The following is an 18,692-nucleotide window of genomic DNA, read 5'->3' as shown; positions in this document are numbered from 1 at the left end:
GGCAGAACTCGTCGCGGGGACGCACCCCGGCCTCGGCGAATATGCCGAACGGCGGAGGAGGACGTTCACTCTATCGCGCACAGAGAACTGCAAGCGGGCGTACCGGGCTATTCTCGCCACGATGCGAAAGGTCTCGCCGACAGCGGGAACCACTTTGCACCCGACCCCTCAGGCGCAGCCGACCAGGTACCTCGATCTCTCACGACCCACCACCGCAGTCGACGCAGAGTGGGCGGCCGAATCATCTGTGGACAGCGGCCCCGAACTGTTCGTGGACGCGTCTGCACCGGACGCCGTACTGGCCACCAAGGAGGACGCAGCGTAGCGCAGTCAGGGTTCGGCCCTCGTCGTCGAGACGTGCGTTCGTCCTCGTGACCTGTCGCCGTCATGTCGGCTTGCGATGCGACCGCGGTACGGGAGTGCGCGAGCGGCCGACCGTGAAGGCGGCCACCGGCCGGGGACTGCGCTGCTTCGGCCCTGCCGACGCGGAGGAGGAAGTCGAGTCGGCCCGAGCGAGGAACTGGCGCAGACTCTGATTCGTCTCCGGGCAGTCCTTGAGCTCGGAGTGCACATCGACGCGCAGACCGAATCGGTCGAACAGCAGCCATGTCCGCAGCAGGTTCCGGCCCATGTCCAGTTCGCGCCTGGTCGAGCAGCGCGTTCCGGCAGTCTCCTCCGCCACCAGGATCACGTGATGGGGCCCTGGCAACCTGCGGTCGCCGCGGCGGTCCGCTGTCATCTCGGCATCCCCTCCGCGGTCGAATCGGCTCCCGACCTCAGCGGCCGAGAGTCGGCGGGCCGCGAGGATCTTGGCGACGACGCTGACAGGGAGCACGGCGCCGGCTGCGCCTGCTGCGATCAACCGGCGCAGCGCGGGGATGTTGAGCCGTGACCCGGGCAGCGCCAGGACCGGCGAGAGCCGCAGGCATTCGGCAGTCAGCCCGTCTTCGAAGTACCGTGGGTCCCGCTTGTCGAACCGGCACCAGTCCAGTGCCTCGGCGAAGATCCGCGGACGCGAGGTCGTCGCGATCGACGCTCGGCCGAGCAGAGTCCGCCACAGGGCGTCTGGCACGATGACGAGCCTGAGTCGGAGGTCAGAGAGCGCCTCGTTGATCTGTGCGAATGCGGTCGAGAAGGCCTCGTCGTCTCGCGCCAGTGGGCCCCGATCGACCTGCCGATGGTGGAGATCAGCGGTGGTGAAACGTGGCCAGGCACCGCCGTTGAGCAGTGCGCCGTCAGCGCTCGCCTGGAGGCGCAGTCGGATCTCCAGGTCGGGACCGCGCCCCTCGACGGAGTCGAGACCGACGTCAAGGCCCACCTCGGCGGCGGCGATCGAGAAGCTCTCGACCCAGCAGCCCATCGCGAGATGCAGGTCGAGGTGCTCGGGGTCGCCGGCAGGCAGGCAACGGGTCGGATCGACGGTGACGACCACCTCGGCGGGCTGAGGGTCCTCGTTGGCCTCCGCACCGACCTTGGCCTCCGCACCGACCTGGGCCGGCGCTCGGACGAGGCGTGGCACCCATGGCTGAGCATTGTGCGCAGAGGGAGAACGCGCAGCGTGCGCGAAGAGCTCCTTGATGTTCGCCGGATCCGCGCCGACCTTCGTCTCGAAGAAGGCGAGTTCGTGCAGAGGTCTGCCGCCGGAGGCGGCGAACACCTTCGCCGAGGCGGGATTGTCCTCGGCGATGAACGTGACCCGCAGCCTCCGGTAACCTCCGGCGACGAGCGCGGAGTTGAGCTCGCGGATCACCAGGGACAGGAATCCCTGTCCCTGGTGCTGCGGGGCGGTGCCCTGGATGATGAGGACAGCGTCGCGCAGCGCTCGCCGATGCAGCAGCAGATCGGTGACCGTGGCAGGCCCCATCCTTCCCTCGTGACGGCGCAGGACTGCGAGGGGATCGGGGATGACGAGGGCGAAGCAGCGCGGTGGGGCATCGTCGGGATCGTCGCGCCCGACGACGTCGACGACGAGATCGGGGTCCATCAGCGCCGGCAGGCCGGACATCTGCGCTTTCAGCTGTGCCGGCGAGATCTGCGTGTAATAGGGGAGCGCGGCGAAGGCCGCGTTGAGAGTGGGCAGGAGCCGATGGGCAAAGGCACCGACGCCGAGGCGGGTGACCGGTCGCCTCCGCAGTCCTCTGGCCTCCCACTCGCCGGGACTCGGCGCTGTCGCGCGCGCCGCGGGGATGTCGCCGACCCTGACCTCCCAGGTGTGTGCCCGGCCCCACGGAGCGAAACCTGAACGGAGGAATTCGTCGGCGAAGAACTCGGGGTTCCAGACGGTGTCGAAGAAGCCGGGATGCTGCGCACCGCCGGTGAGCAGGCCGCCGGTGACGTTGGGCAGGGGCGAGACCGGCCCGAACACCCGGTCGCAGCGAAGGTCGACGGCACGGGTGCGGATGAGGTCGATGAGTTCTCGGAGCACGTCCGCGTCCGCGGCTTCGAGTGCGCCGAAGAAGAGCGTGGGCGGGGGAGGGGCAGAATCGTCATCGGAGTGCGCGAGCTTCGCCGCCAGGGCCGGTGAGCGATGGCAGATCATTCGGGCCACCGGCCCGCCGGATGTGTCGCGGAGCAGCCACAACTCCACCGCCTCGGCGAACCATCCGGTGCCCTTGTGCCACTGGGCGATGTCCGCGGCGAACAGCGGCACCCAGTGGTCGGTCTCTCCCCGCTCATGGGCCAGACGCGGAGCCACGTCGATGAAGTCGCGCAGCTGCGCTGGGGTGGCGACGCGCTCCGCGCTCATGCTCACCGGCCCCGGGAACCAGAACCGGATCCGGGGCCCGGCCGGTCGGATCCGGGGCCCGGCGGGTCGGTGCCGGGGAGTGACTCTTCCGAACTGAGCTTCGTGAATTCGTCGATCATTCCCAGGCGCCCGTCCTCGGCCCGGAACTCGCCGTTCGTGTAGCCCCACTCCTCGGCGCGGAGGATGCGGATGAAGCCGCCCCTGGCCGGTGACCTCTCGCCGCTGCCGACCAGCCACTTCATGATCTCCCGGTGCTCGGGCGTGCGGGCGTAGCGCATCAGGTCATCCTGCGATGCGAAGGCGACCATCAGCCCGATCCGGTCGGGCACCTCGAAGTAGCTGCGGTGCCACAGATACCCGGGCGCCGTCCGCAGCGCGCGGGCGACCTTCGGCCAGCGGCGGATCTGCCCCAGCATGGCGAGCGGACTGCGGTACCTGTTCGCACCGAGGAAGAACACCTCGGCGCGGGCCTGGGGCGGGGCTTGGGAGAAGTCGTTCGATCGCATCGCTCAGCTCCTGACCAGGTACACGTTCTTGATCTTGGCGTTCGCCTCGGCGAAGGGGCCGGTGGCATGCGGGTGGATCTCGATCTGGATCTGGGCGGTCGTCGGGTCCTCCTGCATGCTCTGTGCGAAATCACGCGAGACCGAGCACAGATGGTCGAGTACGCCCTGACGAATCGCCCGGGCCAGCTGCTCCCGCTCGGCCTCACTCATGTGCGGGGCCTCGTCCCGCAGCTGGATGTGGAGGGTGGGTCGTTCCTCGAAGTCGGCGACTTCGCGCAGCTCGATCCGGAACGACTCGATGAGGTGGGCCTGAGAGTTGTCGCGGTACAGTCCGTTCTCGATGTCGAGGGGATAGATGTTGGCCCCCATGTAGGAGATCGTGGAATCGGAGCGGCCGAAGAGGAGGACGAACGGCAGCTTCATCCCGTTGCCGGAGAAGGCGCGTGAGCATTGGCGGGCGAGCTCCGGGTGGGCGCGGGTGAGCTCGACCATCGTCGGGAAGTCGATGAGCGTCGCCTCGTCCCCGATGTTGTAGCGCAGCCTGGGACTCATCACCGCCGCGGAGTTGATCGTCACGACGAGCTCACCCTCGGCGGTGGTCTCCAGATAGGTCTCCAAGGGGTTGTACTGGAAGACCATGGGGATGCGGGACTCGTCCGAGCCGAGGACCCTGGCGCGGAAGTCGAGGTCATGGGCCAGGGCGCGGCGGATGACGACGGAAAGGTCGGATTCCCCGGCCATCCCGATCGTGAGATCCGAGGCGCCGTAGCCCGAGTACACCCGGTCGAAGCGCTTCTCCAGGTAGTCGCGCAGCCCTTCGGTCATGGCTTCCCCGCCGACGAAGCCGTTGATCCGGTAGTCGGCCCAGGCACCGGACTCGGCATCCAGACGGTCGGCAAGGTGTTTGAGGAACGGGGGATAGGCGCTGACGAGGTAGGTGTGCCCGGGCCCGAAATGACGCATCGTGTCGATGATCTTGTCGAGGTCGGGACCGGTGTTCTTGACCATCGCGACCTTCGCCATCGCCAGTCCAGTGTTCGTGCCGGTGGCCCACGCCCCCATCGAGAAGGCGTTGATGCAGAACAGGTCCGCATTCCCGAAGAGCATCGTAACGTAGCCGGCGACGTTCTTGTGCACCGTGTCGAGCTCGCGCTTCGACCGCATCCAGTTGAACGGCGTCCCCGAGGAGCCGGAGGACTCGTCGACGACCGTGCCGATGCGTTCGATCCTTCCGCCCCAGCAGCGGTGCTCCTCGCTGTAGCGGCGGACGAATTCGTCCTTCGAGGTGGGTGTGTAGGACTCGAGATCCCACCAGCGGAAGGTGAAGCCGGTGCGGGCCAGGTAGTCCTGGTAGGCGGGGACGTCGAGGGAGGCCTGCTGGCAGATCATCCAAGCATTGAGCTTCGCAAACGGCTCCAGACGCGGATGGTAGTGCTTGGCGGTGAAACGCCAGATCGCCGGATGCATCCGATAGGCGCCGTACGCGGCCGTCAGGCCGACATTGGCGACCCGCAGGACGGCCTGGCGGGCGAGGTTGACCGGACCGCGGGGGATCGGCAGGCGCTTGAGGTCGGATGCCGCCGGTTGAGTCTTCTCCATACCGTGACAGTAACCCAGATCACCCCGGGCGTGGGCCCGGGAACGGGAATTGTCACAGCTTCGCCACCTCGCTTCAGTTGAAGACGACGGTGCGGTGGCCGTCCATGAGGACCCGGCCCTCGGCGTGCCAGCGCACAGCACGGGCGAGGACGGAAGCCTCGACGTCCTGACCGCGCTGGATGAAGTCGACGATGCTGCGGTTGTGGTCGACGCGCGCCACGTCCTGTTCGATGATCGGTCCCTCGTCGAGGTCGGAGGTGACGTAATGGGCGGTCGCGCCGATGATCTTGACTCCGCGGGCATGGGCCTGGTGGTAGGGCTTGGCGCCTTTGAAGCTCGGGAGGAAGGAATGATGGATGTTGATGACTCGTCCGTCGAGCCGGGCGCAGAGCTCGGGGGACAGGATCTGCATATAGCGGGCGAGGACGATGAGTTCGACGTCGAGCTCCTCGACGAGGCGGGTCAGGGCGGCCTCGGCGTCGGCTCTGGTCTCGGGGGTGATGGGGATGTGATGGAAGTCGTGGCCATGGAACTCGGCCAGGGGCCGCAGGGAGTCGTGGTTGCCTGCGACGCCGACGATGTCGATCGGCAGCTGACCCGAGCTCTGCTGGAACAGCAGCGTGTTGAGGCAGTGCGCGGCCTTCGACACGAGCACCAGCGTACGGGTCCTCTTCTCCACCGGCTGCAGGCTCAGGCTCATGTCGTGACGGCGGGCCACCTCGGCGAGGGCGGCCTCGAGATCAGTCGCCTGGGTACTCGGGGTGACGAACTGCAGGCGGAGGAAGAACTGCTGCGAATCGGGAGAGGAGAACTGCTGGGACTCGGTGATGTTCGAACCGAGGCCGGCGAGAACTCCGGTCACGGCGTGGACGATTCCGGTCGTATCGGGGCAGCTGATTCGCAGGATCCATTCTCGGCTCATGGACCTTGAGTCTAGCTTTCCCCGAATAGCCCGGACCGCAGTGCCTCTGACCAGCGGCTCGATCGAAGGCGCGGCAGCCGGGGCGACAAGGCCCCGAATCGTGCGGAATCCGTGGGGTTTCCACCGTGCGGATTCCGTGGGACCGCACGACTTCGCGCGGACGTTCGCTGTTAGCATTGTCGGGGGTCGCTCGCGGATGACGAGATCGCCGCCCCCTGCCCCCACTTGGACGCCACAGGAGTGTACATATGACCGAATCCTCTATGCAGGCCTCGCTTGCAGACCTCGATCCACAGATCGCCGAAGTCCTCGACCAGGAGCTGAGCAGACAGCGCTCGACGCTGGAGATGATCGCCTCGGAGAACTTCGTGCCGCGTGCCGTGCTCGAGGCACAGGGGTCAGTGCTGACCAACAAGTACGCCGAGGGATACCCCGGCAAGCGCTACTACGGTGGCTGCGAATACGTCGATGTCGCCGAAAACCTCGCCATCGAGAGAGCGAAGAGCCTGTTCGGTGCGGAGTACGCGAACGTCCAGCCTCACTCCGGCGCCTCCGCGAACGCGGCCGTCATGCACGCGCTCGCCCGCCAGGGTGACAAGATGCTCGGCCTGTCCCTGGCCCACGGCGGTCACCTCACCCACGGGATGAAGATCAACTTCTCCGGTCGCCTCTACGACGTCGCCTCCTACGAGGTCGACCCCGACACCTACCGCATCGACATGGACAAGGTGCGTGAGCGGGCCCTCGAACACCGCCCGAACGTCATCGTCGCCGGCTGGTCGGCATACCCGCGTCAGCTCGACTTCCAGGCCTTCCGCGACATCGCCGACGAAGTCGGTGCGAAGCTGTGGGTCGACATGGCCCACTTCGCCGGACTCGTCGCCGCGGGCCTCCACCCGAACCCGGTTCCGTTCGCCGACGTCGTGTCCTCGACGGTGCACAAGACCATCGGCGGACCCCGCTCCGGGTTCATCCTCGGCAAGGAGGAGTACGCGAAGAAGCTCAACTCGGCCGTCTTCCCCGGACAGCAGGGCGGACCGCTCATGCACGTGGTGGCGGCGAAGGCCGTGGCGTTCAAGCTCGCAGCCTCCGATGAGTTCAAGGACCGGCAGGAGCGCACCCTGCGCGGCGCCCAGATCCTGGCCGAACGTCTGATGGCCCAGGACGTCGCCGAGGCGGGCGCCACAGTGCTCACCGGCGGAACCGACGTCCACCTCGTCCTCGTCGATCTGCGCAACTCCGCCCTCGACGGGCAGCAGGCCGAAGACCTCCTCCACGAGGTCGGGATCACCGTCAACCGCAACGCGGTGCCCTTCGATCCGCGTCCTCCGATGGTCACCTCCGGTCTGCGCATCGGCACGCCGGCGCTGGCCACCCGCGGCTTCGGCGACGCCGAATTCACCGAGGTCGCCGACGTCATCGCCGAATCCCTCAAGCCGGGAGCCGACGTCGAAGCTCTGGCCGCCCGGGTGGGCAAGCTCAGCGAGTCGTTCCCCCTCTACGACGGATTGGAGCAGTACTGATGAGCGCACAGGTTCTCGACGGCAAGGCCTGCGCGAATCAGATCAAGGACGAACTGCGCGCCACCGTCTCCACTCTGGCCGACAAAGGCATCGTCCCCGGCCTGGGCACGGTCCTCGTCGGTGAGGATCCCGGGTCGAAGTGGTACGTGGCCGGCAAGCACCGCGACTGCGCCGATGTCGGCATCCAGTCGATCCGGCGTGACCTGCCGGAGACGGTGAGCGAGGACGAACTGCTCGCCGTCCTCGACGAACTCAATGCCAACGACGAGTGCACCGGCTACATCGTGCAGCTGCCGCTGCCGGACCACATCGACACCGACAAGGTCCTCGAGCGCATCGACCCGGCCAAGGACGCGGACGGTCTGCACCCGACGAATCTCGGCCGACTGATGCTCAACGTCAACAGGGAGATCACCACGCCCCTGCCGTGCACTCCGCGCGGGGTCATCGAGCTGATGACGCGCAACGGGATCGAACTGGCCGGTAAACATGTCGTCGTGATCGGCCGCGGAGTCACTGTGGGCCGCTCGATCGGCGCGCTGCTGACCCGTCGTGAGTTCAACGCCACCGTGACCCTGACACACACCGGTACGACGAATCTGCCCGAGCTCCTGCGCTCGGCGGACATCATCGTGGCCGCTGCGGGAGCCGCCCGGATCGTGACCGCGGATGCGGTCAAGCCCGGGGCCGTCGTCCTCGACGTGGGAGTCTCTCGCGAGGTCGAGGAAGAGACCGGAAAGTCGAAGATCGTCGGTGACGTCGATCCCGGCGTCGCCGAGGTGGCCGGATGGGTCTCTCCCAACCCCGGTGGAGTGGGCCCGATGACCCGGGCGCTGCTGCTGAAGAACGTCGTCGACTCCGCCGAGCGCGCGGCGGGCTGAGAGTCTGACCGACGACGGCAGGTTCGGAGTCTGACCGACGACGAGACGAAGGAGGGCGGCTGCGCTGATGCAGCCGCCCTCCTTCGTCGGTTCCGGGAGTTCGACCCCGGGCACCGTCAGTCGTCGTGGAGTTTGAGTTCGAACAGCACTCGCGAATTGCCGGGGCCGGCGTAGTCCTCGACGAGCTCACCGTGGAAGCCGAGAGACGAATGGAAGGAGATCGTGCCCGAGTGGTCGGGCAGTGTCGTCGCCTGGACGCATTCGACGCCGAGCCTCTTGGCATGCTCGAGGAACGCGTTGTAGAGGCGGCGCCCGATGCCTTTGTGTCGGAAATCCGACCGTGCGGCGACCAGGTGGATGTAGGCGGGACCGTCGTACGGAATCGCGCCGAGGAGATAGCCGACGATCTCCGACCGGTAACGGGCGACGAGCCCCGAGGATACGAACTGGCGGAACCAATAGGAATCGTGCGCGGCACTGAGATCTCGTTCGCCCCAGAAGTTCTTCTGTGCACCCAGCAGGTACTCCCGCATCTCCTGCGCGTCCACTTCGTCGAGCGGGCTGATCGTCAGCTGCTCGGGGTCGAAGGTCTCATTCTCAGCCATTGCGCCTCCTGATACATCCAGTGTCTCCACAACTGTATAACGCCTGGTCACTGTTGAGTAGTGCGCGCATGTCATGATTGGACTCATGATTCGCATCGCCACAGTCAACGTCAACGGAATCCGCGCAGCCTGGAGAAAGGGCATGCCCACCTGGCTCGAGAATTCGAACCCCGACTTCATCACCCTGCAGGAAGTCAGGGCTGCCGACGACATCGCCGTCAAGCTCCTCGAGGAGTCCGGGTACACGACGACCAGCCACGACGCCGAGGCGAAGGGCCGGGCCGGAGTCGCCGTCATGGCCCGCACGCAGCCGGTTGAGGTCAGGACCGGAATCGGTGCTGACGGCTACTTCGACCGCGCCGGTCGCTGGGTGGAGACGGACTACCGCCTCGGTGACGGTTCACTGCTGACGCTGGTGTCGGCCTATGTCCATTCCGGTGAGGCCGGCACTCCCAAGCAGGAGGACAAGTACAGGTTCCTGGACCTGATGACGGTGCGGATGCCGGAGCTCGCCGCCCACGCCGATCATGCGCTGGTCACCGGCGACCTCAACGTCTGCCACACGGAACGCGACCTCAAGAACTGGAAGGCAAATCGGAAGAAGGCCGGATTCCTGCCCGAGGAGCGGGCCTACTTCGACGGCTTCTTCTCAGATCTCGGCTGGGTCGATGTCCATCGGAAGCTCAGCGGAGACGTCGACGGGCCTTACACCTGGTGGTCGATGCGCGGGCAGGCATTCGACAACGACACAGGGTGGCGCATCGACTACCACATGGCGACTCCGGGGCTGGCGGAGACCGCGGTCAGGGCGACCGTCGACAAGGCACCCAGCTGGGACACCCGGTGGTCCGACCACGCCCCTCTGGTCATCGACTACGAGCTTCCGGCCCCGCAGCAGGCTCAGTAGGCGGAGCCGACCTCGACGAGGATGACCCCGACGATGATCAGCCCGATGCCGGCTGTCATCGTCCGGGTCAGCCGCTCTTGGAACAGAAGCCGCCCGGCCAGGGCGGTGAGTGCGACTCCCGTCGCCGCCCAGATCCCATATGCGACGCCGAGGGGGAACCCGGTGCGCAGGGTGAGGCTGAGCAGGCCGAAGGAGACGACGTAACCTGTTCCAACGGCGGCATACCACCACTTCGATCCGCCGACCGCCGCCATGCGCAGGCAGATGGTCGCGCCGACCTCCAGCAGGATCGCGACGATGAGGAGAGACCAGGCGATCATCGATCACCACCGGTTTCGACGAGAACCACCCCGACCATGATGCAGGCGATCCCCGCGATCATCATCGGGGTCAGAGGTTCACCGAAGAAGACGAGCGACAGGACCGCCGTCAGCGCCACGCCCGTGGCGCCCCAGATCCCATAGGCGACGCCCAGCGGCATGCCGCAGCGCAGGGTGAGGCTGAGGAGGACGAAGGCCGCGGCATAGCCGACACCCATGACGACGTAGAGGATCGGGGAGTCGAGGGCTGCCTTCATCGACAGGGTTCCGGTCACCTCGGCGAGGATCGCGCCCCCGAGGAACATCCATCTGCGCATGTCAGCAGCAGCGCGCCGTGGATTTGCGATCCTGGTCGTCAGTGAGGTCGCGCGAGAACTGCATCTCACCCATCGCGCCCTTGATCGCTCCATGTCGGCGTTTCCTCTTCGGTCCTGACGTATTCAACCGACAAGTCGATCCTCCTCGTTGAGCGGGTGATTGAATCGCGGGGCTTCCCGATACAGGGGAGATGTAAGGAAGCTCGGCGAACGGTGTGATATCCGACAACACTCTACCGCCGCTTCTCGACTGCTGGGACGGAGGGATGCGCAGGTCCGTCTCGACCGCGACCCGGGTCTGGCGCGACTGCCTTCCGCCGTCTCACCGGTTCGCGGACCCTCCCGGCTGAAGTGGCATCATAGGGGCATGACGATTTCTCACCAGCCACGCACTGTCTCCGGTATCCAAGCCACCTCCGATTCCCTGCATCTGGGCAACTACATCGGAGCCCTGCAGCAGTTCGTGGTCCATCAGGAGTCGCACGACGCCTTCTACTTCATCGCGAACATGCACGCGATCACCGTCGAACAGGACCCCCGGGAGCTGAGTGAGCGCACCCTGCGCACCGCCGCTCAGTTCCTCGCCGCGGGCCTCGACCCGGAGAAGTCGACGATCTTCGTCCAGTCTCAGGTGCCGGCGCACCCGCGGCTGTCATGGGTGCTCGAGTGCACCACCTCGATGGGTGAGGCCACCCGGATGACGCAGTTCAAGGACAAGTCCTCCAAGCAGGAGCATGTCTCGCTCGGCCTGCTCACCTACCCGGCGCTGATGGCCGCCGACATCCTCCTCTACAACCCGCAGATGGTTCCTGTCGGGGAGGACCAGCGCCAGCACCTCGAGCTCACCCGCAACCTCGCAGAGCGCTTCAACCACCGCTTCGGCGAGACCTTCGTGGTGCCCGAACCGCAGATCCTCAAGACCACCGCGAAGATCTATGACCTGCAGAATCCGGTCGCGAAGATGTCGAAGTCCCTGCCGAGCCCGGCTGGTCGGATCGACATCCTCGACGAGCCCAAGGCGCTGACGAAGAAGATCAAGTCCGCGGTCACCGATGACGGCACCGAGATCAGGTTCGATCGCGAGGCCAAACCCGGAGTGTCGAACCTGCTGACCATCTACTCGTCGCTGACCTCGCGCCCGATCGAGGACATCGTCACCGACTACGAGGGCAAGATGTACGGCCACCTCAAGGTCGACCTCGCCGAGATCGCGGTCGAGGCGCTGACGCCGGTGCGCGAACGCACCCGCGAGCTCCTCGACGACCGCGCGCAGCTCCACCGCATCCTCGACGACGGTGCGGCCAAGGCCAATGAGATCGCCGAGGCGACGCTGCGCCAGGTGTACGACAAAGTCGGGTTCATCTGATCGTGGGCGGGAAGACACCCGACGAGGGACCGCGCAATCTGACTCCGAACAACCTGACTCCGGACATGCTGCACACTGCGGCCCGGATGGAGGACCGATTCAATCGTTGGATCCAGGGCAAGGCGGTCTCGCACAGCTACCATCGCACCGTCATCGCCTATGACACCTACGGCGGCACCGGATGGATCCGGGTTCTCGCCCGGCTCATCCTCACCCCCACGGGTCAGCCGGCGGCAGACCTGGCCGCGAGCATCAGGGGGTGGAAGTCCTTCGTCAATGTCCCGCTGCCCAATGACACGGCATGGGTGCGCATCAACGACGAAGAGCACATGGTCACCTCCGACCGCGGCGGGATCATCGACACGGTCATCCCCGGAGACTTCCAGCCGGGGGAGACCGAGATCGAGCTGTGGACCGACGGTTCCCTCGTCGATTCGGCGACAGTGCGGATCATCGGAGAGGACTCGAGCTTCGGCATCATCTCCGACATCGATGACACGATCATGGTCACCTCCCTGCCGCGTCCCTTCCTGGCGGCGTGGAACACGTTCGTCATCAGCGAGCACGCCCGATCGCCCGTGGCCGGCATGGCCGTGCTCTACGACCGGATCACCTATATGCGGCCGACGCCGATCCTCTACCTCTCGACCGGTGCCTGGAACTCGGCCTTGACGATCAAGCGCTTCCTCGGCCGCAACCTCTATCCGGAGGGTCCGCTGCTGCTCACCGACTGGGGACCGACGACCACCCGTGTGTTCCGCTCGGGCAAGGAGCACAAGCGCAACACCCTCGAGCGGCTGGCGCGGGACTTCCCGTGGATGAAGTGGCTCCTCGTCGGCGATGACGGGCAGAACGACGAGGAGATCTACTCGGAGTTCGTCGAGAACCACCCGGAGAACGTCGCGGCCGTGGCGATCCGTCAGCTCACCGTCGGAGAGGCGGTCTGGGCCGGCGGCCGCTCCCGGAGGCACGGTCGCGGTCAGGGAGTGCCGTGGATCTACGCCGAGGACGGAGCCGGCTTCGCCTCCCGGCTGACCGAACGCGGGATCATCTCCGGAATCTGAGGGGGACTCGTGAATGCGCAGAGCGCGCGCCCGCAATGGGGCGCGCGCTCTGCTGCTTCCGGCCGGAGGTTCAGGACAGGCAGGGGGCGCTCACACGCCCGAGCAGCTCCTCGCGGGCGACAGCGAATTCGGCGGCGAGCTGGTCGACGAGCTCGGCCGTGGTGCGCTTCGAGGTGAGTGCGCCGATGCCCTGACCCGAGCCCCAGATGTCCTTCCAGGCCTTGGACTCGGACTTCTCATCGGTGCCGAAGTCCATCTTCGTCGGATCCGCCTCGGGCAGATTGTCCGGATCGAGTCCGGCCGCGATGATCGAGCCGCGCAGATAGTTGCCCTTGACGCCGGTGAAGTAGTTCGAGTAGACGACGTCATCGGCGCTCGAGTCGACGATCATCTGCTTGTACTCCTCGACGACGTTGGCCTCGGCCGTGGAGAGGAACGCCGATCCGATGTAGGCGTAGTCGGCACCCGCAGCCAACGCGGCGAGGATCGAGCGCCCGTGGGAGATCGCTCCCGAGAGCAGCAGCGGTCCGTCGAACCAGGACCTGATCTCCTGGACCAGGGCGAAGGGGGACAGCGCCCCGGCATGGCCGCCGGCGCCCGCAGCGACGGCGATGACGCCGTCGGCGCCCTTCTCCACGGCCTTGTGGGCGAACCGGTTGTTGATGACATCGTGGAGGACGACTCCGCCGTAGGAGTGCACCGCGTCATTGACCTCTTCTCTGGCACCCAGGGAGGTGATCACGATCGGCACCTGGTGGGCGACCACCTCGGCGAGGTCGGTCTCCAGACGGTTGTTCGACCGGTGGACGATGAGGTTGACGGCGAACGGCGCGGCCGGCGATTCCGGACTGGCGGCGCTGAAGTTCGCATTGGATTCGGTGATCTCGTCGAGCCAGTCGACCAGCATGGACGCTGGGCGCGCGTTGAGAGTGGGGAATGCTCCGATGATCCCGGACTGGCATTGGGCCTTGACCAGATCGGGGCCCGATGCGATGAACATCGGCGAGCCGACGACCGGGAGCCGCAGCCGAGAGTGCAGGTTGGCGGAAAGGTTCACGATGCCTCCTTGGATGAATGAACAGTTCCCACTCTAACCGAACAGACGTTAAAGTCGCCTCGGCTGCGGCAGGCGCTCTCAGGAGTCGGTGAAATCGGCCGCGCGCTTCTCGACGAACGCGGCCATGCCCTCCGACTGATCGTTCGTCGCCAGCGCCGAGTGGAAGAGCCTGCGCTCATAGCGCAGCCCCTGTTCAAGAGGCATCTCGAAGGCCGCGTTGACCGCTTCCTTGACCATCGCCGAGGCGATGCGAGACTTCGCCGCGATCGCCTGGGCGATCTCGTTCGCCGTGCTCAGGAGATCCTCGGGGGAGACGACGCGAGCAACGAGACCCGAGCGCTCGGCCTCTTCGGCGTCCATCATCCGTCCCGTCAGGCACAGATCCATGGCCTTGGCCTTGCCGACCGCGCGGGTCAGACGCTGGGAGCCGCCCATGCCCGGCAGGACGCCGAGGTTGATCTCGGGCTGGCCGAACTTCGCCGTCGTCGCAGCGATGAGGATGTCTCCCATCATCGCCAGCTCGCAGCCGCCGCCGAGGGCGTAGCCGCCGACAGCCGTGATGATCGGCTTGCGGACGGCGGTGAGCCTGCTCCACCCGGCGAACCAGTCGGCCTTGAACGCGGTGGCGAAGTCGAGGTCGGCCATCTCCTTGATGTCGGCGCCTGCGGCGAAGGCCTTCTCGCTGCCGGTGATGATGATCGCCTTGACGGAGTCGTCGGCGTCGAAGGCGGCTGCCGCGTCGGTGATGTCGGTGAGCACCTGCAGATTCAGGGCGTTGAGCGCCTTCGGCCGGTTGATCGTGATCGTCGCGACGCCGGCGTCGGCGGAAGTGAGGATGGTGGCGTATTCGCTCATGAGAAGACCTTCTCTTCGTGGGCGGTGGTGAGGATGCCGGTGATGGTCGCGTCGTCGACCTCGGCGAGCGTGGCGGGGGACCACCGTGGGTTGCGGTCCTTGTCGATGACCTGGGCGCGGATTCCCTCTCTGAGGTCGGGACGCTCGGTCATCGCGACGGCGATGCGGTAGTCCTGTTCGAGCACTTCGGCGAGGGTCATGTGCGCGGCCTTCCGCAGGGCGGCCAGGGTCACCTTCACCGAGGTGGGTGCGCGGGTTCCGATGAGCTCCGCTGCGGCGTTGGCGTCCGGGTTCTCATGGGCGGCCAGGGCGGCGAGGATGTCCTCGACCTTCTCGCCCCGATAGCATTCGTTGATCCAGGCTGCGGCGTCCGCGAGCTCATTCTCCGGTGGTTCGGCGGCGTAGCGGTCGATGACGGTCTGGACATCACCGCCGTCGGCGAGGTCAGCGATGAGATCGTCGATGTCCGCCTCGGGGACGTAATGATCGGCCAGGCGCAGGGCCACAGCGGCCCCCGGTCCGACGGGCTGGCCGGTCAGTGCGAGGTGCGTTCCCAGTTCTCCGGGAGCGTTGGCGAGCAGATGGGTGGCGCCGACGTCGGGGAAGAGGCCGATGCCGGTCTCGGGCATCCCGAGCTTGGTCGAGTCGGTGACGATGCGGTGGGAGCCATGTCCGGAGATGCCGACGCCGCCGCCCATCGTGATCCCGTTCATGACGACGACGTAGGGCTTGGGGAACACGGAGATCGCGTGGTTCATCTTGTACTCACGGTTCCAGAACCGCGCGTTCTCGTTCGTGCCGGCCACGAGGTCGTTGTAGACGGCTTTGATGTCACCGCCGGCGCACAGTCCGCGGTCCCCGCGACCGGTGACGAGAACCGAAGTGATCACATCGTCGTCGCGCCACCTCGCCAGTGCGTCGTCGATGAGGCCCACCATCTCCTGGCTGAGCGCATTGATCAGCTTGGGCCGGTTGAGCTCGATCCGACCGACCCCATTGCTGCTCGAGGTGATCACTGTCGGTTCTGCCGGCGGTTCGGTCGTCGTCATATCAGCCCACTCCTGTGCTCTTGCGCGAGATGATCACGCGCATGATCTCGTTGGTCCCTTCCAGAATCTGATGGACTCGCAGGTCCCGCACCAGCTTCTCAATTCCATACTCTGTCAGATAGCCATAGCCGCCGTGCAATTGCAGCGATCTGTTGGCGACGTCGAATCCGGCGTCGGTGGCCGTCAGCTTCGCCATCGCGGACAGGAGAGAGGTGTTCGGGTCGCCCGCATCGTAGGCGTTGGCCGCGCGCCACAGCAGGGACCGGGCGGCCTCGAGCTTGGTCTGCATCTCCGCCAGCTGGAACCGCAGGGCCTGGAAGCCGGTGAGCTCGGTGCCGAACGCCTGGCGCTCGCCCATGTACTCGATGGCCTTCTCCAGCGCAGCCTGTCCACCGCCGAGAGAGCAGGCCCCGATGTTGAGGCGGCCGCCGTCGAGCCCGGACATGGCGATCTTGAATCCCTGACCCACCTCGCCGAGGAGGTTCTCCTTGGGGACGCGGACGTTCTCCATGATGACCTGCCGGGTGGGCTGAGCCCGCCACCCCATCTTCTGCTCATTGGGGCCGAAACTCAGTCCCTCGGTGTCCTTCTCGACGATGAATGCCGAGATCCCGCGCGGGCCGTCCTGTCCGCTCCGGGCCATCACGAGGTAGGTTTCGCTGGTGCCCGCCCCCGAGATGAACTGCTTGACCCCGTTGAGGACGTAGGAATCCCCGTCCTCCCGCGCCGAGGTGCGCAGAGCGGCGGCGTCGGAGCCGGCGTTGGGCTCGGTCAGACAGTAGCTGCCGAGATGGTCCATCGAGACGAGGGGAGCGAGGAACCTGTCCTTCTGCTCGGCGTTGCCGTACTTGTCGATCATCCACGCCACCATGTTGTGGATGGAGATGTAGGCCGCCACCGAGGGGCAGCCGGTGGACAGCGCTTCGAAGATCAGTGCGGCATCCATCCGTCCCATGCCGGCGCCGCCGGATTCCTCCCGGACGTAGATGCCGCCCATGCCGAGCTCCGCGCTGCGTTTGATCACATCGACGGGGAAGTGGTGGTTGGCGTCCCAGTCCATCGCATAGGGGGCGAAATGCTCGTCGGAGAACTCACGGACCATGCCGGCGATGGTCTGCTGTTCTTCGGTGAGACCGAACGGCAGGGCAGCTGCGGTGCTGCGAGGCATTGTTCCTCCAGGGTGTTCGAATGCGAACGAGTGATGACGTTCACTACGATACGGAGAAAATACTAGGACGTCCAACTAAAATGCGAGGGAGACCTCGGGCGGTGCGTGGTTCTTCAGTCAGGCGTGATTCTCGAGTTCGAAGCGCAGCGATTCGAGCTGGGGGAGGATCGCGTCGAGGTCGGCTCCGGCCAGGGCAGGAGAGGTGAAGACCTGTTCGTTGAGCGCCGTCGTGGCCCGGGCGGAGAGTTCGCGCCCAGCATCCGTGAGTTCGACCAGGGTGGTGCGGCGGTCGTCCGGGTGGCTGCGGCGCTTGACCAGCCCAGCCTTCTCCAGCCGGTCGACCGAATTGGTCGTCGATGTCGCGTGCACCTGCAGACGGGCGGAGATCTTCGACATCGGGAGCATTCCCGTCCGGGTGAATGACAGCAGAGTCAGGACCTCATAGCGGGAGAAGGTGAGCGCGAACGGCTTGAGGGCGGCGTCGACCTTGGCCAGGAACAGCTGGTGGATACGCATCACGGAGATCACAGTGTTCATTCCGTCCGTGGCTTCGGTCCAACCATGGAACAGCCATTGCCGCCTGGACTCCTCGATCGGATCGAACTTCTCCGCTGTTTTCTTATCGGCCGCCATTGTCGACAGTGTAGTGAAATGAGAGGATGAGCGCATGTGCGGCCGTTTGAATATGTCTCTCGATCCGGCAGATCTCGCCGATGAGCTCCGCCTCGACATCGTGTCCTACGAATACACGCCGCGCTACAACGTCCCACCGGGGGCGTCGGTGCCGATCGTCGTCGAACGGCTCGACGATGAGGGGCAGTTGACCCGCCGACTGGAGACCGCGTCCTGGGGACTCGTCCCCGGATGGGCCAAGGACGTCAAGATCGGTTTCAAGGCGTTCAATGCCAGATCCGAGACCGTGCTCGAGAAGCCGATGTTCCGCCAGGCGATCCGCCGGCGCCGGTGCGCGGTTCCCGTTGCCGGCTATTACGAATGGGAGAACATCGAGGACGGCAAGCAGCCGTGGCTGATGTCATCCGCTGGTCGCGACCACCTCTTCATGGCAGGGGTGTTCGAGTTCTGGCGGCAACCCGATCAGAGCTGGCTCGTGTCGACGTCGATTCTCACGGCGCCGGCGGAAGGTCATCTGCAGGAGCTCCATCACAGGATGCCGGTCTTCCTCGGCAAGGAGAACATCGGCGACTGGATCGACCCGACGGTGACGACCAACGCGGTGCCGGCGCTGCTCGAAGAGACGCTGTCCCTCGTCGATCCGGCGGCTGTGACCAGGCACAAGGTCGACCAGAGCGTGGGGAACGTGCGCAACGACTCTCCTGAGCTTGCAGCGCCGGTGGCGTGACCTGAACCTCGGATTTCGAACCATCCCGTGGCAGCGTGCAGCAGTCGATTCCGCGTGATTCCGGGGCAGAAGCGGGTTGGACCTGTCCGGCGAATTGCGGTGTCGGGGCGCGAGACACGATTGGGGTCGCGGGCCGTGTTGCGGTGCCCGAATGAAGTGTGTAGTGTAGGCGGAGTTGCCAGGCCGCAAGGTCGGGCAGCTTCACTCCAGCAGAGCCCATCGGAGCGAATCGGAGATGAACTCCGAGTTGCAAAGATGAGAACAACGCTGTAGAGTTGAGAACCGCCCGGTGCGGCGAGCTGAGAAGCGTACAGCACCAAAACCAATGCCCCTGGTGTTCGGCACATGTTTGTGTGTTGGATGGTGGGTGAGTGTTTGTGGTTTGAGAATCCAATAGCGTGTTTGTTTGAATATGATGCCAGAAATATTTTTCTGGTAAGACAACAA

At 65.8% G+C, this 18,692-nt stretch carries 20 protein-coding genes; 7 read left to right on the top strand and 13 right to left on the bottom strand.

Annotation, left to right across the window (positions count from 1 at the left end):
• On the top strand, positions 1 to 325 hold a 325-nt coding region (locus RIT73_RS16650), incomplete at its 5' end, for a hypothetical protein (protein WP_309133222.1).
• A 60-nt stretch (positions 326 to 385) separates the two neighbouring features.
• On the opposite strand, the gene RIT73_RS16645 is transcribed toward RIT73_RS16650, so the two are convergent.
• The 4 genes from RIT73_RS16645 to purU all read right to left on the bottom strand — a co-directional run bounded on the left by RIT73_RS16645 (position 386) and on the right by purU (position 5,773).
• Positions 386 to 2,746, bottom strand: coding sequence for a hypothetical protein (locus RIT73_RS16645; RefSeq protein ID WP_309133221.1), 2,361 nt, complete (start codon positions 2,744 to 2,746; stop codon positions 386 to 388).
• A gap of 2 nt (positions 2,747 to 2,748) precedes the next feature.
• Complete coding sequence (locus RIT73_RS16640) at positions 2,749 to 3,252, bottom strand: hypothetical protein (RefSeq protein ID WP_309133220.1); 504 nt, start codon at positions 3,250 to 3,252, stop codon at positions 2,749 to 2,751.
• Positions 3,253 to 3,255: 3 nt separating this feature from the next.
• Entirely contained in the window at positions 3,256 to 4,851 is a 1,596-nt protein-coding gene (locus RIT73_RS16635) for a phenylacetate--CoA ligase family protein (protein ID WP_309133219.1), read from the bottom strand.
• Between the two features lie 73 nt (positions 4,852 to 4,924).
• The gene (gene purU / locus RIT73_RS16630) at positions 4,925 to 5,773 is read right to left on the bottom strand and encodes a formyltetrahydrofolate deformylase (RefSeq protein ID WP_309133218.1); all 849 of its coding nucleotides are present in this window, start codon (positions 5,771 to 5,773) and stop codon (positions 4,925 to 4,927) included.
• A gap of 248 nt (positions 5,774 to 6,021) precedes the next feature.
• On the opposite strand from purU, the gene glyA reads away from it, so the two are divergent.
• Positions 6,022 to 7,296 carry a serine hydroxymethyltransferase gene (gene glyA, locus RIT73_RS16625; RefSeq protein ID WP_309133217.1) on the top strand — a complete coding sequence of 425 codons (1,275 nt, stop codon included), beginning with the start codon at positions 6,022 to 6,024 and terminating at the stop codon, positions 7,294 to 7,296.
• A complete protein-coding gene (locus RIT73_RS16620; RefSeq protein ID WP_309133216.1) occupies positions 7,296 to 8,177 on the top strand; it encodes a bifunctional methylenetetrahydrofolate dehydrogenase/methenyltetrahydrofolate cyclohydrolase in 882 nt (293 codons plus the stop codon). Before glyA ends, RIT73_RS16620 begins: the two co-directional genes overlap by 1 nt.
• A gap of 116 nt (positions 8,178 to 8,293) precedes the next feature.
• Here RIT73_RS16620 and RIT73_RS16615 read toward each other — a convergent pair whose 3' ends face one another.
• Positions 8,294 to 8,782, bottom strand: a complete 489-nt coding sequence (locus RIT73_RS16615) for a GNAT family N-acetyltransferase (RefSeq protein ID WP_309133215.1) — start codon at positions 8,780 to 8,782, stop codon at positions 8,294 to 8,296.
• An 85-nt stretch (positions 8,783 to 8,867) separates the two neighbouring features.
• Between RIT73_RS16615 and RIT73_RS16610 the strand changes: the two genes are divergently transcribed.
• Positions 8,868 to 9,689, top strand: a complete 822-nt coding sequence (locus RIT73_RS16610) for an exodeoxyribonuclease III (protein WP_309133214.1) — start codon at positions 8,868 to 8,870, stop codon at positions 9,687 to 9,689.
• Here the strand turns inward: RIT73_RS16610 and RIT73_RS16605 are convergent.
• Positions 9,683 to 10,006 (bottom strand): multidrug efflux SMR transporter, encoded by a 324-nt coding sequence (locus RIT73_RS16605; RefSeq protein ID WP_309133223.1) that lies wholly within the window; start codon positions 10,004 to 10,006, stop codon positions 9,683 to 9,685. The genes RIT73_RS16610 and RIT73_RS16605 overlap by 7 nt on opposite strands.
• Complete coding sequence (locus RIT73_RS16600; protein WP_309133213.1) at positions 10,006 to 10,326, bottom strand: multidrug efflux SMR transporter; 321 nt, start codon at positions 10,324 to 10,326, stop codon at positions 10,006 to 10,008. The genes RIT73_RS16605 and RIT73_RS16600 overlap by 1 nt, the downstream gene beginning before the upstream one ends.
• A gap of 367 nt (positions 10,327 to 10,693) precedes the next feature.
• Here RIT73_RS16600 and trpS point away from each other — a divergent pair, with 367 nt between their 5' ends.
• Complete coding sequence (gene trpS, locus RIT73_RS16595) at positions 10,694 to 11,692, top strand: tryptophan--tRNA ligase (protein WP_309133212.1); 999 nt, start codon at positions 10,694 to 10,696, stop codon at positions 11,690 to 11,692.
• 2 nt (positions 11,693 to 11,694) lie between these two features.
• Positions 11,695 to 12,756 (top strand): phosphatase domain-containing protein, encoded by a 1,062-nt coding sequence (locus RIT73_RS16590; protein WP_309133211.1) that lies wholly within the window; start codon positions 11,695 to 11,697, stop codon positions 12,754 to 12,756.
• Between the two features lie 70 nt (positions 12,757 to 12,826).
• On the opposite strand, the gene RIT73_RS16585 is transcribed toward RIT73_RS16590, so the two are convergent.
• From RIT73_RS16585 to RIT73_RS16565, 5 genes are all read right to left on the bottom strand, one after another.
• The gene (locus RIT73_RS16585) at positions 12,827 to 13,813 is read right to left on the bottom strand and encodes a nitronate monooxygenase family protein (RefSeq protein ID WP_309133210.1); all 987 of its coding nucleotides are present in this window, start codon (positions 13,811 to 13,813) and stop codon (positions 12,827 to 12,829) included.
• Between the two features lie 78 nt (positions 13,814 to 13,891).
• Positions 13,892 to 14,668: an enoyl-CoA hydratase gene (locus RIT73_RS16580; protein ID WP_309133209.1), complete on the bottom strand. Its 777-nt coding sequence runs from the start codon at positions 14,666 to 14,668 to the stop codon at positions 13,892 to 13,894.
• Positions 14,665 to 15,717, bottom strand: coding sequence for an enoyl-CoA hydratase/isomerase family protein (locus tag RIT73_RS16575; protein WP_309133208.1), 1,053 nt, complete (start codon positions 15,715 to 15,717; stop codon positions 14,665 to 14,667). Before RIT73_RS16575 ends, RIT73_RS16580 begins: the two co-directional genes overlap by 4 nt.
• 1 nt (position 15,718) lies before the next feature.
• Positions 15,719 to 16,885, bottom strand: coding sequence for an acyl-CoA dehydrogenase family protein (locus tag RIT73_RS16570; RefSeq protein WP_309133207.1), 1,167 nt, complete (start codon positions 16,883 to 16,885; stop codon positions 15,719 to 15,721).
• A 117-nt stretch (positions 16,886 to 17,002) separates the two neighbouring features.
• The gene (locus RIT73_RS16565) at positions 17,003 to 17,518 is read right to left on the bottom strand and encodes a MarR family transcriptional regulator (protein ID WP_309133206.1); all 516 of its coding nucleotides are present in this window, start codon (positions 17,516 to 17,518) and stop codon (positions 17,003 to 17,005) included.
• A gap of 52 nt (positions 17,519 to 17,570) precedes the next feature.
• Here RIT73_RS16565 and RIT73_RS16560 point away from each other — a divergent pair, with 52 nt between their 5' ends.
• Entirely contained in the window at positions 17,571 to 18,245 is a 675-nt protein-coding gene (locus tag RIT73_RS16560; RefSeq protein ID WP_375295024.1) for an SOS response-associated peptidase, read from the top strand.
• 201 nt (positions 18,246 to 18,446) lie between these two features.
• On the opposite strand, the gene RIT73_RS16555 is transcribed toward RIT73_RS16560, so the two are convergent.
• Positions 18,447 to 18,692, bottom strand: a 246-nt coding sequence (locus RIT73_RS16555) for a hypothetical protein (protein ID WP_309133204.1), incomplete at its 5' end; no start/stop codon positions are given.

Source organism: Brevibacterium sp., assembly GCF_031179145.1.
Taxonomy (GTDB): Bacteria; Actinomycetota; Actinomycetes; order Actinomycetales; family Brevibacteriaceae; genus Brevibacterium.
Note: the sequence above shows the minus strand (reverse complement) of the source record. Positions and strands in the feature narration are given on the sequence as shown.